The organism is Rhodopila sp. (genome assembly GCF_965276935.1).
GTDB lineage: Bacteria > Pseudomonadota > Alphaproteobacteria > Acetobacterales > Acetobacteraceae > Rhodopila.
Genome location: NZ_CBDIBS010000004.1, coordinates 2,468,239 through 2,481,813 on the forward strand (window position 1 = coordinate 2,468,239; position 13,575 = coordinate 2,481,813).

Genomic DNA, 13,575 nt, shown 5'->3' on the forward strand with positions numbered 1-13,575 from the left:
ACGTCCTCCTTCAGAACAGGATGTTGGTGCGCAGGCCGAGCACGAGCTCGTTCTTTACGCGTTCGCTCGGATTGACCGGATTCGCACTGCCGCCGCCGGGGTTGAAGACATATTGCAGGTCCGGCTGTAGCTGCCACCAGGGGCGGACCTGGTACTGGTAAGAAACCTCGACAAACGTTTCGCTGCTGCGAATCGGCAGGTAATTGGCGGGGCTCACGGTCATGTTGTAGGCGGCGACGTCACGGTCGTAGCCCGAGGCGCGAGGGCTCACATGGGCATGGCCGACGCCGAGGCCGGCGGTATCATCGGGCCGGCCCGCAAAGGGATAGTGATACACGATGCCGCCGTTGAAGCTGTAATCAACCAGGTTGCGGTCGCCCTGCGGCGTGCCCATGATGCGGCCGAACACGGTGATGGAGCGGTTGGGGTTGTCCTGCTGGCGCCAGACCATCTGGTCGGCGACGACATAGAACGAGTAGTCGCCATGATGCGACAGCGGCACGCCGCCGCTGTTCGGCGAGGCGAGCGACAGTCCGGTGTTGTCGTATCGCAGATCGTCGAACGATTCCGAGTCAAACCATGCGCCAATCCGATAGGTATGGCCTAGCGGTGCGCCCGCGCCTGGTTCGACCATGCTGCCAAGGGCCGGATAGGTATATTGCAGCTCGGCGATGGCCAGCGCGCCGCGATGGAACGGGAAGCTCGTGCCGGACGCGTTGACCTGCTGCGGGTCGCCCTGATTGCTGTTGGCTGGGCTGCCGCTGAACAGGCCGACCAGGACGGAGATAGCGTTGTCGGGCTTGTAACGGACCCGCACGGCGGGCGCGGAAAGCGGATAGGCGGGGCCACCGCCCGGCAGATCATAGGAAGGCACGACCGGCCAGCCAAACATCGTGTTGACGAAGTAGGCGCCGTTCGGATTGACGATGAACTCCTGGTCCGCGCTCTGCTGGCCAATCCTGATGTCCAGCCGGTCCTCTGCCAGGAATTTCTGGTCGTACCACAGCTCCCATAGCCGGGTGGCGCGGTCGGCCTCGATGCCGCTTGCGGTCTGCAGGCTGCCGAGGTTGTCGGCGCTGAGGTTGCGACCGTGGATCTGCAACGCGCTGATGTTGAACAGGCCGCCGTACCAGCCAAAAGCGCGCTGTGTGTCCAACTGCACGACCGCCTGCGTCAGGCCATCATAGTCCGCGCCGCGCCGGATGCCGCCGGTGACATTGCCCAGCACCTCGCTGGTTTCCTGCAACGCGATCGAGATGCCGTAGGGACTGAGAGCACTGCGCATGCCAAACAGGTCGCCGAGCAGGAAGTTGCTTCGCTCCAGGTTGCCGAGCAGGCCGGTCGAGACCTGCGGCGCGCCGGTCGTGGTGTCCTCGGAGGTGATCGGCACTGACAGGGGCGGCGGCGCCGCGAGGGCCGGGCGAGGCGCCGCCGCCCATGCGCCAAGCAGAGCCGCGATGCCACAACGGGCGGCTCGGCGGCGCATCCGACCCTCGGCCACACTATCCAGATACGACAAACCAGCGACTCCCTTGCGAATGGCGGTGTCCTCTTTAACTGAGAACCATTCTCATCCGCAATAGGGGTGCGACTTATTCTCAGTTGTCGCGCTGCGAGCTGGAGGCCGGATCAAGGTATGGGTAAAAAGGCTGCAAGCCTGACCCTTCGAGCAATGCGGGCTCGCCATGGGCAACATGCGGAGTTAAACATGTCCAGTTACAAGCTTCATTACTTTCCGGCGTCGGAGAACAGCTACAAGTCAGCGCTCATGCTGACGTTGTGCGGTCAACGGTTCGAGCCGATCTGGACCAATTTTGGCAGCGGCATTACGTGGACGGATGAGTGGCGGCGAAACGTCAACCCGATAGGCGAGATACTGGGTTTGGTGGAAGATGGCGTCAGCCTGATTCAGACCGCGCTCAATACTTCCGCGCCTCCACGGATCGTAAATCGCATTTTAACTCAGTGTCTGATCGCGTGATTCACGTCTTCTGACTGGGTCAGCCTCAGGCGATCACGCGCTAAACGAGAGCGGATTTTACTTTAAAGATACTCATCCGGCTATCAACGCCTGGCTTCAGCGAATCGCCGCTCTGCCGGACTGGGTTGCGCCGTATGACATTCTGCCGGGTCAGCGTTTGCGCTGCTACGTCTAGAGCATGATCGGTTAAGGTTGCTTCATCGCCAGGGTCCGGTCGTGGTTCCGACAGGTCAACCCGGGGGAATGACGCTGTTGTCACCCGGCATCGCTAACCCGCCGGCATCACCTGGGCCAGCCGGCCGCCGATCCGCAGCGGCTCGATCCGCACCGCCCGTCCGGTCGCGTCATCGGTGCGCACGAACACGCCGCAGATGGTGGTGGCGCCTTCGGCCGGACCCAGCTTCTCGCCCGGCATCTTGCGCCAGAAGCGCAAGGTGGCGCCGTCCTTCACCATGCCGATCACGCTGTCATAGTCGCCGCACATGCCGGCATCCGACTGGAACGCGGTGCCGCCGGGCAGGATCTGCGCGTCGGCCGTCGGGCAATGCGTGTGGGTGCCGACGACGAACGAAAGCTGGCCGTCGAAGGTGTGCGCGTAGGCCATCTTCTCGCTGCTCGCCTCGGCATGGATGTCGGCGACGATCGCCTGCACCGAAGCACCCAGCCGATAGTTCGCCAGGACATCCGCGGTGCCGCGAAACGGGCAGTCCAGCGCGTCCATGAACAGCCGGCCCATCGCCTGCAGCACCAGCGCCCTGCGGCCATCCCGCAGCGTCACCACGACGTGGCCGTTGCCGGGCGTGCCGGGCGGGTAGTTCAATGGGCGGATCAGCCTGGGGTTCTCGGCGATGAACGGGATGATCTCCTTGCGGTCCCAGGCGTGGTTGCCCAGCGTGATGACATCCGCGCCGGCGGCGAACAGGTTCCGGGCCATCTCCGGCGCGAGGCCGAAGCCGTGCGAGGCGTTCTCGGCGTTGACGATCGCCAGGTCGGCTTGCAGGGCCTGCCGCAGATCGGGCAGTCGGGCCGCCACGGCGTCGCGGCCGGTGCGGCCGACGACATCGCCCAGGAACAGAATTCTCATGCGCGCCAGCCGACGCCGCGAACGCGCCCCGCCGGTAACGGCCTATGTCTCAAATCGCATCACCCCTTGCTCGGTCGCGACCGCATCCAGCTTCATGTCGTAGGGGCCAATCGGCACCGCGTCCACCTGCTGCGCCGCGAAGCCGCAACCCAGCCGGAAGCGGCCTGGCAATCCGGCCAACGTCCGGTCGTAGAAGCCGCCGCCGTAGCCTAGCCGCCAGCCGGCCGCATCGAAGGCCAGCAGCGGGATCAGCAGGACATCCGGCACCATTGGCTCGCCGACCGGGCGCATCGTGCCAAACCGTTCGGCAAGCATGACATCGCCCGGACGCCAGCGCCGGAAGGTCAGTGCCTCGCCCCGCCGCGGGGTCACCGGCAGGACCACGGGATGGCCGCGTCCGTGCAGCTCGCGCAGCAGGTGCCGCAGGTCGATTTCCTGCTCCAGCGGCCAGAAGCCGGCGACGACAGCGCCAGGGGACAACGGGCAATCACGCATCACATGACCCGCCAAGGCCTGCCCGCAGGCGCTGGGGTCGAGGCCCTGGCGTCGGGCGATCGCAACCTGCCTAAGCGCCTGCTTGGCAGCCTGCAGGTCGTTCACTTCAGCAAAACCATGTGCGGAGCCGCCGTGGCCGTTGGCCTATCATCCTCCCAGGGCCTGCTTGTGCAGGTGGGCGCCAGATACCGAGACCAGGATCCCGACAGAGCCAGCTCCCTAGGGAGATGCTTACTGGCCCAAGGGATGAGTTACCTGACGCACCGGGCAGCTCCGCTTCGGTAACTTAGGGATGCTCGAGCCCATCGGCAATCTCCTCGGCGCGTTTTGCGATGCGGCCGAGCTTGCGGCCGAGCCTTGGATCGGGTCTCGGCTCGACCGGAGGCGCCTCGGCGGCGGCTTCGGCGGCTTCGAGCCTGGCGCTCAGCTCGAACATGTCATCCGCCATCAGCAGCGCGGCCATCACCAGCATGCGGGCTTCCCCGCTGGGCCCGGAGGCGGTCCGCACGCCGTCGATGCGCCGGTTGACCTCGGCCGCCATGGCTTCCAGATGCTGTTCCTCGCCGTCCTGGCAGCCGATCATGTAAGCGTAACCGTTGATGCGAAGCGTCACCTGCGCCATCGCTGGATCCTTCTGTCACGGGTTCAATCTCGTGGGGTTCACCTTAGGGGTTCACCTTGGGGGTTCACTCTGGTTGGCGCCATCATCCAGGGCCGCGCGCAGCCGAGCGATCAGCAAGTCCAGGCGCTCGGCGATTTCCACGACCGACAAGTCGGCGTCGGATGGGACGGACGCATGGTTAGATGGCGGGATCGTGGCCAGGCGGGCGATCCGCTCCAACGCGGCCTCCAGCCGATCCGCCGCCGTGTCCGGATTTTCGAAATCATCCGCCATCGCCGCCTCTGTCAATCCGCTTGGCAACCCCTGTTGCCATACCGTTGCGGTGGTGCCGCTTGATCTGGTTGCGTTCAACGGCCTTGTAACGTCAAGCATGATCGTTCATCCAGCGGTAATCATTCATGGCCTGACGGACGCCCGGGATGTGCTCGCGGCCGAGGCGCCGGTGACGCTGCTGTCCGCCCCTGGGGCGGCGCTGTTCGCGGGCTGCCTATGGTGGCGGGAACTGGTGCGCGCCGCCGAGGCCGAGTTCCCGCGGACCCCGGTGACCGACGTCCTGGATTGTGCCGACGCATCCGGACTGGCCATGGGCGCGGTGCGCAGCGGGGTGTGCCGGCTGGTGCTGTGGCCCGGTGCGCCGGGCTGGCAAGCGGTCAGGCTGGTCGCGGAGCGCGAGGCTGGTTTCGTGCTGCCGCAAGCGCCCGACGCGCTTGACATGGCGGCGCGGAATGCCAGGCGGCGGCTGCACGAATGGTTGCATGATCGCCGCCCGCACGGCGCTTGACAGCGGGTGACAGACGCGCGGTGCTGGGTTAGTACCGAACCGTGGCTGGCAGGGCTTTTCCAGGAAAGGATATGTTCCGATGCGCGTGACTCAGAAGGTAAAGAAGATCCTCGACTGGTACGAGGGCGACAGTCCCGGGGTGAAGGCCAACCTGGCGCGCATCCTGTGCACCGGCAAGCTGGGTGGCACCGGCAAGGTCGTCATCCTGCCGGTCGATCAGGGGTTCGAGCACGGGCCGGCGCGCAGTTTCGCGCCAAACCCGGCGGCGTATGACCCGCACTACCATTTCCAGTTGGCGATCGAGGCGGGCCTGAACGCCTATGCCGCGCCGCTGGGCATGATCGCGCAGGGCGCCGACACCTACGCCGGCCAGATTCCGCTGATCCTGAAGTGCAACAGCTCCAACAGCCTGGCCACCAACAAGGACCAGGCCGTCACCGCCGGGGTGAAGGACGCGCTGCGGCTTGGCTGTTCGGCGATCGGCTTCACCATCTACCCAGGCAGCGAGTTCGCCTTCGCCCAGATGGAGGAACTGCGCGAACTGACGCTGGAGGCGAAGGATGCCGGCCTCGCGGTGGTGACCTGGAGTTATCCGCGCGGTCCGAACCTGGACAAGGCGGCGGAGACGGCGATCGACATCTGCGCCTATGCCGCGCAGATGGCGGCGCTGCTGGGCGCCAACATCATCAAGGTGAAGCCGCCGACCGCGGTGGTCAGCCTGGAGGCGGCGAAGAAAAGCTACGCCAAGTTCGACGGCTCCACCATGGCCAAGCGGATCGAGCACGTCATGCAGGCGTCCTTCGCCGGCAAGCGCGTGGTGGTGTTCTCCGGCGGTGAGCACTCGGACCTGGACGGGCTGTACGAGATTGTCCGTGGCATCCGTGATGGCGGCGGCAACGGCAGCATCATCGGCCGCAACACCTTCCAGCGGCCGAAGGAGCAGGCGCTGGAGATGCTGAACAAGGTCATCGACATCTATCTGGGCAAGGCCTGAGTCCCATGTCGGCGGTGGACGGCGGCGGGCCGGCCGGCTGCCGCGTCTACCTGATCACGCCGCCGGCGCTGGACCCGCTTGCATTCGCCGACCTGCTGGCGGCGGCACTGGATGCCGGCGATGTGGCGGCGGTGCAGCTTCGGCTGAAGGATGTGGACGACGACGCGTGGCGGCGGGCGATCGATGCGTTGCGGCCGGTCTGCCAGTCCCGCGGCGTGGCGTTCCTGCTGAACGACCGGGCCGATCTGGTTCGTGCGACGGGATGTGACGGGGCGCATGTCGGGCAGGACGACATGCCGGCGCGTGACGCCAGGCGGCTGATGGGTCCGGACCGGACCCTGGGCGTAACCTGCAAGGGCAGCCGCGACCTGGCGATGCAGGCCGGCGAGGATGGCGCCGACTACGTCGCGTTCGGCGCGTTCTACCCGTCCTCGACCAAGGCGGTGACGGGAATGCTGGACCCCGAGATCCTGGTGTGGTGGTCGGAGATGATGCAACTGCCAAGCTGCGCGATTGGCGGCATCACGGCGGAGAACTGTGCCCCGCTGGTGCGGGCCGGGGCGGATTTCCTGGCTGTTGTGGGGTGCGTATGGAACCATCCGGACGGGCCGGCGGCGGGGGTGCGGGCGTTGAACGCGGCGATCGGGGCGGCTGAGGAATAGCAGACCGGCAGCGGCCGGTAGAGACCGCATCGCGCCCTGATCTTGAAGCTACGGTCCGGGTAGCCGCGCCTAGATACGGACAGCAGGCCATGCATGGCGGGCAAGGCATTCCACCGATCGCGGATTCACCATTCCGGGCAAGTCCGATACGAACCGCGTGGCGAAACAAGGAGCCCAGCCCATGGCCGCGAGTCACGAGATCATCCTGGTCGCCGGCGTGCTTTGCCTGCTCGCCATATTCGCCGGGCTGCTTTCCGCACGCGTCGGCACGCCGCTGCTTCTGGTCTTCATCGCGGTCGGGATGCTGGCTGGCGAGGATGGGCCAGGCGGCATCCAGTTCAACGACTTCCACGCCGCGTATCTGGTCGGCAGCCTGGCGCTGACAGCCATCCTGTTCCAAGGCGGCCTCAGCACCGAGCGCGCGATGATCCGCCAGGCGCTGTGGCCGTCGATTGCCTTGGCGACGGCCGGTGTCGCGATCAGCGCCGCGATCGTCGGTGTCGCCGCCCGCTGGCTGTTCGGCTTCCACTGGCAGGAAGCACTCCTGCTCGGCGCGGCCACGGCGCCGACCGATGCGGCGGCCGTGTCCGTCCTGCTTCACCTGTCGCGGGCGGCCGTGCCGTCGCGCGTAACCGCGGCGCTCGAAGTGGAATCCGGGCTGAACGACCCAATGAGCGTGTTCCTGACAGTGGGCCTGGTCGAATTGCTGACGGCGCCCGGCGGCCTGCACGCCAGCAGCGTCGCGCTGCTGTTCCTGAAGGAGATGGTTGGCGGGGCGGCTATCGGGCTGGCCAGCGGCTACGCGCTGCTCGGGCTGTTCCGCCGGCTGCGGACAGAGCGATCCGTCTTTCCGGTGGTCGCCGTCGGCGGTGCCCTGGCGATTTTCGGCGGCACGCAGGTTCTTGGTGCAAGCGGGTTTCTGGCGGTCTACCTGGCCGGCGTGATCGTTGGCACGCATGAGCACGCCGCCAGGGAGCCGGTCACACGCTTCTTCGGCGCGCTTGGCTGGCTTGCGCAGATCGCCCTGTTCCTCATGCTCGGCCTGCTGGTCACGCCGCATGAGCTTCCGCCGCTTGTCCTGTCCGCCCTGACCGTTGCGGTGGCGCTGATCTTTGTTGCGCGCCCGCTTGCCGTCGCGGCCTGCCTGCTGCCATTCCGGTGGAGTCCGCAAGAGGTGCTGTTCGTCTCCTGGGTGGGTCTGCGCGGGGCGGTGCCGATCTATCTCACGATCATCCCGCTGCTGGCGGGCCTCGGGATGGGGCAGACATTGTTCAATATCGTGTTCGTGGTCGTGATCATCTCTGTCGCGGTGCAGGGATGGACCATTACGCCGGCCGCCCGGCTGCTCCGGTTGACGGCTTGATGAAGCTGTTGCCGGGTGACGCCCGTTGCGCAGGACTTTATCCTGGACCGGAACCGGCAGCCGCGTGATATTGCGGTGCACCGGCGTGATTAGGGACCGCAGGTTCCACTTCCTTCGCCGCACCGCAACGGTTTGCGTGTGTTGGAGATCGCCTGAAAGATCCCGTACTTCATCCAGCCAACTATACTTGCTGGCACGTGCGCTGAAAGAACCCAACCCCGATCAGCCTGGGGCCTCTTTGTCATGGTCGAGACGACCCCGGAACCGCTTCCTCGCTTCCGAGCCTTCATGCGGAGTAAAATACTACGATATGCAAACGAATTCTTGACAGCCCGCACGTGCAACGATTATTTAGATAATACGCAACTAATTACACATACTAGCGTAGGTTAGGCTGCCAAAAAGGCTCCGAATTTGCCTTAACTTTATCATTGCACGGAGCCCCATGTCCCCGCCACTCAACGACGTTGTTATAGACCATGTCAGCAATGATCCCAGGCCGGTGGACTCCGGGCTGACTCGCCTGGCGATCCTGATGCGGTTCCATGGCTTGGCCGCCGACCCGTCCAACGTGGCTCATGCCGCCAGTTTTGACGAGATGACCCTTAAGTCCATGCCGCGGTCCGCCCGCGGCTTCATGACAATGGCATTGTCGCCGATGATGAGCGATAATACTACGATTCGCAAAGCGATGAGCAGAAGAATGCAGTCGTATTTACTTAATACAAAGTAACGAAATAGAAAAATCCAAAATCGGTTTTTGCCTTCGACCACGGAACTGACGGCAGCACCAGACGTGCTGACTGGATCAGTTGCGTCTCTCATTCGCCCCAGCGCAGTCCGCATCAGAACCCACGGGATCCGACCATGTCCGGCACCATCAGCATCAACGCCAGCAACACCACGATTTGGCTCAATCCGGGCCAGTCGTACGCCCTGACCGGCTCAAACGACGTGTTCTACTGCGAGTCCGGCAGCAGCCTTACGCTGGTCGGCGGCAGCGACACGCTGATTTTCGGCGATTATGTGCAAGCCACGGTCTACGGCACAGCCGAAGTCGTGAGCGAGGCCGGGGCCGGCGATGTCCTGAGCATCAACAATTCGGGCTCGGCTTCCGATCGCATCGGACTCAATGGGACGGACGACTATGTCGGCCTGCTCGCCGGCGCCAACTTCACGGTCTTGAATGATGGTGCCGGCGACATGGTCGCCATGCTCGCCAACACCGCGGTCACGGTGACCGGTTCAGGGGGCGGGGTTTATCTGTCGGGCAGCGGCGACAGCGTGACCACCAGCAACGAAACCATCGGCACGACCGCCAACGATCAGGCCGAAAGCGTCACGGGCACCGGCGACACCATTTTCGAATCCGCCAACAACGCGTTCAACGTCGCCGGCGGGTCCGATGCTGTCGACATGACAGGCGCGAACGATTACGCGGGGCTGCTGGGCGGCAGTGGCGACATCGTCTACAACGACAACGCCGGCGACACGGTTGGCCTGGCCGCCAACATCGCGGCCACGGTGACCGGTTCAGGGGGCGGGGTTTATCTGTCAGGCAGCGGCGACAGCGTGACCACCAGCAACGAAACAATCGGCACGACCGCCAACGATCAGGGCGAAAGCGTCACAGGCACCGGCGACACCATTTTCGAATCCGCCAACAACGCGTTCAACGTCTCCGGCGGGTCCGATGCTGTCGACATGACGGGCGCGAACGATTACGCGGGGCTGCTGGGCGGCAGTGGCAACATCGTCTACAACGACAATGCCGGCGACACTGTCACCATGCTCGCCAACACCGCGGTCACGGTGACCGGTTCAGGGGGTGGCGTCTATCTGGGCGGCAGCGGCGACAGCGTGACCACCAGCAACGAAACAATCGGCACGGCCGCCAACGACCGGAATGAAAGCGTCACAGGCACCGGCGACACCATTTTCGAATCCGCCAACAACGCGTTCAACGTCGCCGGCGGGTCCGATACCATTCACCTGGGCAGCGCCGGCGACTACCTTGGCCTGCTCGGCGGCTCGGGCTACTCGGTCACCGCCACAGGCGACACGATCAACACCAGCGCCAACACGAGCCTTAATCTGGCGGGTGGCAACGACAGCGTCGGCCTGGGTGGCACCGGCGACTACCTTGGCCTGCTCGGCGGCACCGGCTACTCGGTCACCGCCATCGGCGACACGATCAACACCAGCGCCAACACGAGCCTCAATCTGGCGGGCGGCAACGACAGCGTCGGCCTGGGCGGAACCGGCGACTACCTTGGCCTGCTCGGCGGCTCGGGCTATGTGGTCGGCGCCACAGGCGACACGATCAACACCAGCGCCAACACGAGCCTTAATCTGGCGGGCGGCAACGACAGCGTTGGCCTGGGCGGAACCGGCGACCACCTTGGCCTGCTCGGCGGCTCGGGCTACGCGGTCACCGCCATCGGCGACACGATCAACACCCTCGCCAACACAAGCCTTAATCTGGCGGGCGGCAACGACAGCGTCAACCTGGGCGGAACCGGCGACGACCTCGGCCTGCTGAGCGGCAGCGGCTACGTCGTCAACAACGACAACACGGGCGACCAGGTGGATCTGGCCGGCGCCGTCACCGCGACGGTCAACGGGTCCGGCGGATCGATCGGGGCAGACGGCATCGACGCCATCTATAATGCGGTGCTGGACCGCGACATGACCCCGGCCGAGCTGACCGCCGCCGAGGCGCTGCTGGCGACCGGCACATCGCTGAACGCGCTGCAAGCGCAAGTGGCCAATTCGGCCGAGGCGCAGTCGGACATGGCCAGCACCTACGCCGCGGTGAGTGGCTCCGGCGCGATACAGGCGTTGCTGGACGCGCAGCCGCAGTCAACGTCGCAACTGCTGAACGTCGATGACGTGCAGGCGCAGGGTGCCAATGCCCCGGCGCAGGCCGAGTTCAACGCCTTCGCCGACGCGATGTCCACCAGCTACGGCGCGCCGATCGAGCTGTTCTCGGTTGATCCGAACAGCGGCGCGCAGACCGAGTTGGCCGACACCAGCAGCATCAACCTGCTGGCCGAGCTGCCGGTGCTGGAGACGCAGGCGAACGGCGCCAACCTCAGCCTGCAACTGGCGGATGGCACGCAGGTGCAGTTCGCCTCCACCGCCCGGACGGCCACCTTCCTCTATGCCCTCGCCGTGCAGCAGACGCAGGGGACGCAGTTCGTCACCGACACCTACAACCTCGACATGCAGTGGCTGAACACGGTCGATCAGCCACTGCTGGACGAGGCGGCCTACTGGAGCGAACGGGCTGCGGCGGAGGCCTCCGCCCACCCGGAGCGGACGATCGAGGACAACACCCAGGCCAGTATGGCGCTGCAAATCGCCGCCGAGGCGCCGGGAAGCCGGCAGGACATGACGGTGACGATCAACAATGCCGCCACCGGCCACCCGACGCAGATCACGGTCTATGCCGACGGCGACGGCAGCACGATCCATGATGTCGCGCCGAGCATTGGCGGCTACCTGGAGTCGGCTGTTTCGATCGCGCTGAATGTCGCCGCGGCGGTAAGCGGCCAGGCTTACCTTTATTTCGCGGCGGCGGCGCTCGATGCGGCCAAGGCGGGGCAGGATTTCTCCAACGGCCAGGACCTGCAAGCGGTGCTCAGCCTGGCGCAGGCGGTGGCCGCCGGGATCACCGGGGCCGCGGGCACGCTTACCACTGCTGGTACGCTCACGCCGCCGCTGACAGCGCAGATCATTACCGCGGCCGCGCAAGACGTCGGCGGCGTGTATGGCATCGTGCAGTCGGCTGAAAACGGCAACGCGGCGGGCATCCTCGCCGGCGCGCTTGAGGATGCTGCCGCCGCCGCGACCGGGATCGGACTGTATGATGGCGGCCAGACGCAGGCGATGCTACAATCGATATCGACTGTACTAACGACGGCCGGGCTCGCCACCACTGTCGCGAGCGACTTTGCCAGCGGCAATCTCGGACAGGGACTGGTGGATAGCCTGAACCTGTATCTGCCAATTATCGCCCAGGACTACGTTGCGACTCAGGCCACTATCACCCCGGGGACAGTCAGCCCGGATAACATCAGCCCAACCCCCGATATGCTCGGCACCCCGCAGCATCTCGCGTTTGTCGGCGGGTTCTTCGACTACACGCAGTCGCTTCTAAGTGGGTTGGATGCTCAGACAACATATAACGAGTATCTCTCATACGCGGCTGCGCATCCTGGGGTCGATGTCCAGTATTTTACCTGGGACAATGCCGCCGGTTTAGCGGCCTGGGGGAATCAGGTCGATGGCAATGGAGGCCAGATCACGCTTATCGGACACAGCTATGGCGCCGCTACCGCCGCATCGGTTGTCGCCAGCGGCCTCAAGGTGCAAACGCTCGTGACGCTCGATCCGGTCAGTTATCTCCAGCCCGATTTTCACCAAGTTGCAGCCAACTCCGGACAATGGCTGAACTTCGTCGCGGCTGGAGGTGGACTCACCTTGCCTAATGCCATCGCCGGTATAGGCGGCGCGTGGAACGGTGCGACCATGGGCTACGCAACAAGCACGACAAATGTCAGCACCGATCATGGTGGTATTGAGAACGGGACGATGTACAACCAACTCCTTGGTCCGGTGCATTAGGACGTGAGATGAGAAGACCTACCCGACGCCCGTGGGTTCTTATTCCGCTGCTCCTCGCATCATGCATGCGTGAACGCCCACGAGATCTTGGCCTTGAGCGGGTGTTCGTTACGGACCTATCCGCGACATCCTATTATGGGGCCACGATTGCGAAAGGTTTGCTCCCGCCCCTTTTCTTGACCATCGAGCTTAGCACGACCGAGACCTTCTCGCAGGGCGCACATTTAGTTTGGGGCTTTTGCGGAGGAAAGAAAATTCCCACGTTCCTTTATAAAGCAATTAATCCAAATGCCGAAGCAGACTCTGGGCCGTCCACTCGAGACGAGCCTGACCAACACTGGTATTTGGCTGTCGTTCCGATCACTTTCAAACTCGTTCCACCAAAGCCCGAGTTGTGGGAATACGATATAACGGATGATAGTCGTGACATCTGCCTGACGACAGGGTCCGGCACCTACGCCGACGTATGGCGATCGAATGAGGTGCGAGTGCCGCGAAGCTTAATCGAGAAGGCATTACATGGCCCTCCGCACACGCGCTTGCCGGTTGAGCCCTAACAAACTACCGTGGGTACATGTCATTGTATCCTGCATGCGATACAAGCCGTCCGCCGCTAGGGCGTGTCGTCAATTGAGTCAGACCACCGCCGCAGCGAGGTAAACGGCCGCCAGCAACCTGCTGGCCGAAGTGCCGGTGCTGGAGACATCTATCTCGGCAATGGCAGCACAAGCTTCGCCGTCGAGGGCAACACCGATACCGTCAATCGCAGCTCCTCGGGCAACACCGTCGGTTTCACCGAGTCCAACGACATCGTGCATGTCTCGAATGGGCAGATATATACCAACAACACCACCGCCGGGAGCCTGACAATCCAGGGATCAAGCGACAGCGAGACCACCGTCAACGGCACGACCCAGAGCACCCCAATCCTGACGGGCTAGACCGTCAGCAACATCGACGCCAT

At 64.4% G+C, this 13,575-nt stretch carries 13 protein-coding genes and 1 other RNA gene; 8 read left to right on the forward strand and 6 right to left on the reverse strand.

Features of this window, described 5'->3' with window-relative positions; all coding sequences use genetic code 11:
- Window positions 1–10 precede the first annotated feature (10 nt).
- Window positions 11–1,519 (reverse strand): carbohydrate porin, encoded by a 1,509-nt coding sequence (locus ACQY4S_RS27770; protein ID WP_428488411.1) that lies wholly within the window; start codon window positions 1,517–1,519, stop codon window positions 11–13.
- A 189-nt stretch (window positions 1,520–1,708) separates the two neighbouring features.
- Between ACQY4S_RS27770 and ACQY4S_RS27775 the strand changes: the two genes are divergently transcribed.
- The gene (locus ACQY4S_RS27775; RefSeq protein ID WP_428488412.1) at window positions 1,709–1,981 is read left to right on the forward strand and encodes a hypothetical protein; all 273 of its coding nucleotides are present in this window, start codon (window positions 1,709–1,711) and stop codon (window positions 1,979–1,981) included.
- Window positions 1,982–2,249: 268 nt separating this feature from the next.
- On the opposite strand, the gene ACQY4S_RS27780 is transcribed toward ACQY4S_RS27775, so the two are convergent.
- The 5 genes from ACQY4S_RS27780 to ACQY4S_RS27800 form a co-directional block, all read right to left on the reverse strand.
- Window positions 2,250–3,065: a TIGR00282 family metallophosphoesterase gene (locus tag ACQY4S_RS27780; RefSeq protein ID WP_428488413.1), complete on the reverse strand. Its 816-nt coding sequence runs from the start codon at window positions 3,063–3,065 to the stop codon at window positions 2,250–2,252.
- A 42-nt stretch (window positions 3,066–3,107) separates the two neighbouring features.
- Window positions 3,108–3,665 (reverse strand): 5-formyltetrahydrofolate cyclo-ligase, encoded by a 558-nt coding sequence (locus ACQY4S_RS27785; RefSeq protein ID WP_428488414.1) that lies wholly within the window; start codon window positions 3,663–3,665, stop codon window positions 3,108–3,110.
- Window positions 3,666–3,680: 15 nt separating this feature from the next.
- Window positions 3,681–3,837, reverse strand: a non-coding RNA gene (gene ssrS, locus ACQY4S_RS27790) — 6S RNA.
- A 9-nt stretch (window positions 3,838–3,846) separates the two neighbouring features.
- On the reverse strand, window positions 3,847–4,182 hold the full coding sequence (locus ACQY4S_RS27795) for a cell division protein ZapA (protein WP_428488415.1): 336 nt from the start codon (window positions 4,180–4,182) through the stop codon (window positions 3,847–3,849).
- A gap of 51 nt (window positions 4,183–4,233) precedes the next feature.
- Window positions 4,234–4,554 carry a hypothetical protein gene (locus tag ACQY4S_RS27800; RefSeq protein ID WP_428488416.1) on the reverse strand — a complete coding sequence of 107 codons (321 nt, stop codon included), beginning with the start codon at window positions 4,552–4,554 and terminating at the stop codon, window positions 4,234–4,236.
- Here ACQY4S_RS27800 and ACQY4S_RS27805 point away from each other — a divergent pair.
- The 7 genes from ACQY4S_RS27805 to ACQY4S_RS27835 all read left to right on the forward strand — a co-directional run bounded on the left by ACQY4S_RS27805 (window position 4,553) and on the right by ACQY4S_RS27835 (window position 13,552).
- Complete coding sequence (locus tag ACQY4S_RS27805) at window positions 4,553–4,963, forward strand: hypothetical protein (protein ID WP_428488417.1); 411 nt, start codon at window positions 4,553–4,555, stop codon at window positions 4,961–4,963. The genes ACQY4S_RS27800 and ACQY4S_RS27805 overlap by 2 nt on opposite strands.
- A 79-nt stretch (window positions 4,964–5,042) precedes the next feature.
- On the forward strand, window positions 5,043–5,957 hold the full coding sequence (locus tag ACQY4S_RS27810) for a class I fructose-bisphosphate aldolase (RefSeq protein WP_428488418.1): 915 nt from the start codon (window positions 5,043–5,045) through the stop codon (window positions 5,955–5,957).
- Between the two features lie 5 nt (window positions 5,958–5,962).
- Complete coding sequence (thiE, locus tag ACQY4S_RS27815) at window positions 5,963–6,619, forward strand: thiamine phosphate synthase (protein WP_428488419.1); 657 nt, start codon at window positions 5,963–5,965, stop codon at window positions 6,617–6,619.
- 181 nt (window positions 6,620–6,800) lie between these two features.
- The gene (locus ACQY4S_RS27820; protein ID WP_428488420.1) at window positions 6,801–7,982 is read left to right on the forward strand and encodes a potassium/proton antiporter; all 1,182 of its coding nucleotides are present in this window, start codon (window positions 6,801–6,803) and stop codon (window positions 7,980–7,982) included.
- Window positions 7,983–8,427: 445 nt separating this feature from the next.
- On the forward strand, window positions 8,428–8,715 hold the full coding sequence (locus tag ACQY4S_RS27825; RefSeq protein WP_428488421.1) for a hypothetical protein: 288 nt from the start codon (window positions 8,428–8,430) through the stop codon (window positions 8,713–8,715).
- Window positions 8,716–8,849: 134 nt separating this feature from the next.
- The gene (locus tag ACQY4S_RS27830; RefSeq protein ID WP_428488422.1) at window positions 8,850–12,611 is read left to right on the forward strand and encodes a beta strand repeat-containing protein; all 3,762 of its coding nucleotides are present in this window, start codon (window positions 8,850–8,852) and stop codon (window positions 12,609–12,611) included.
- Window positions 12,612–13,231: 620 nt separating this feature from the next.
- The gene (locus ACQY4S_RS27835) at window positions 13,232–13,552 is read left to right on the forward strand and encodes a hypothetical protein (RefSeq protein WP_428488423.1); all 321 of its coding nucleotides are present in this window, start codon (window positions 13,232–13,234) and stop codon (window positions 13,550–13,552) included.
- The last annotated feature ends 23 nt before the right edge of the window (window positions 13,553–13,575 follow it).

Excerpts from the sequence above, each read along its gene's own strand:
- ACQY4S_RS27775 (WP_428488412.1), top strand. The coding sequence starts at position 1,709 with ATGTCCAGTTACAAGCTTCATTACTTTCCGGCGTCGGAGAACAGCTAC.
- ACQY4S_RS27780 (WP_428488413.1), bottom strand. The coding sequence starts at position 3,065 with ATGAGAATTCTGTTCCTGGGCGATGTCGTCGGCCGCACCGGCCGCGAC.
- ACQY4S_RS27795 (WP_428488415.1), bottom strand. The coding sequence starts at position 4,182 with ATGGCGCAGGTGACGCTTCGCATCAACGGTTACGCTTACATGATCGGC.
- ACQY4S_RS27805 (WP_428488417.1), top strand. The coding sequence starts at position 4,553 with ATGATCGTTCATCCAGCGGTAATCATTCATGGCCTGACGGACGCCCGG.
- ACQY4S_RS27800 (WP_428488416.1), bottom strand. The coding sequence starts at position 4,554 with ATGCTTGACGTTACAAGGCCGTTGAACGCAACCAGATCAAGCGGCACC.
- ACQY4S_RS27810 (WP_428488418.1), top strand. The coding sequence starts at position 5,043 with ATGCGCGTGACTCAGAAGGTAAAGAAGATCCTCGACTGGTACGAGGGC.
- thiE (WP_428488419.1), top strand. The coding sequence starts at position 5,963 with ATGTCGGCGGTGGACGGCGGCGGGCCGGCCGGCTGCCGCGTCTACCTG.
- ACQY4S_RS27820 (WP_428488420.1), top strand. The coding sequence starts at position 6,801 with ATGGCCGCGAGTCACGAGATCATCCTGGTCGCCGGCGTGCTTTGCCTG.
- ACQY4S_RS27825 (WP_428488421.1), top strand. The coding sequence starts at position 8,428 with ATGTCCCCGCCACTCAACGACGTTGTTATAGACCATGTCAGCAATGAT.
- ACQY4S_RS27830 (WP_428488422.1), top strand. The coding sequence starts at position 8,850 with ATGTCCGGCACCATCAGCATCAACGCCAGCAACACCACGATTTGGCTC.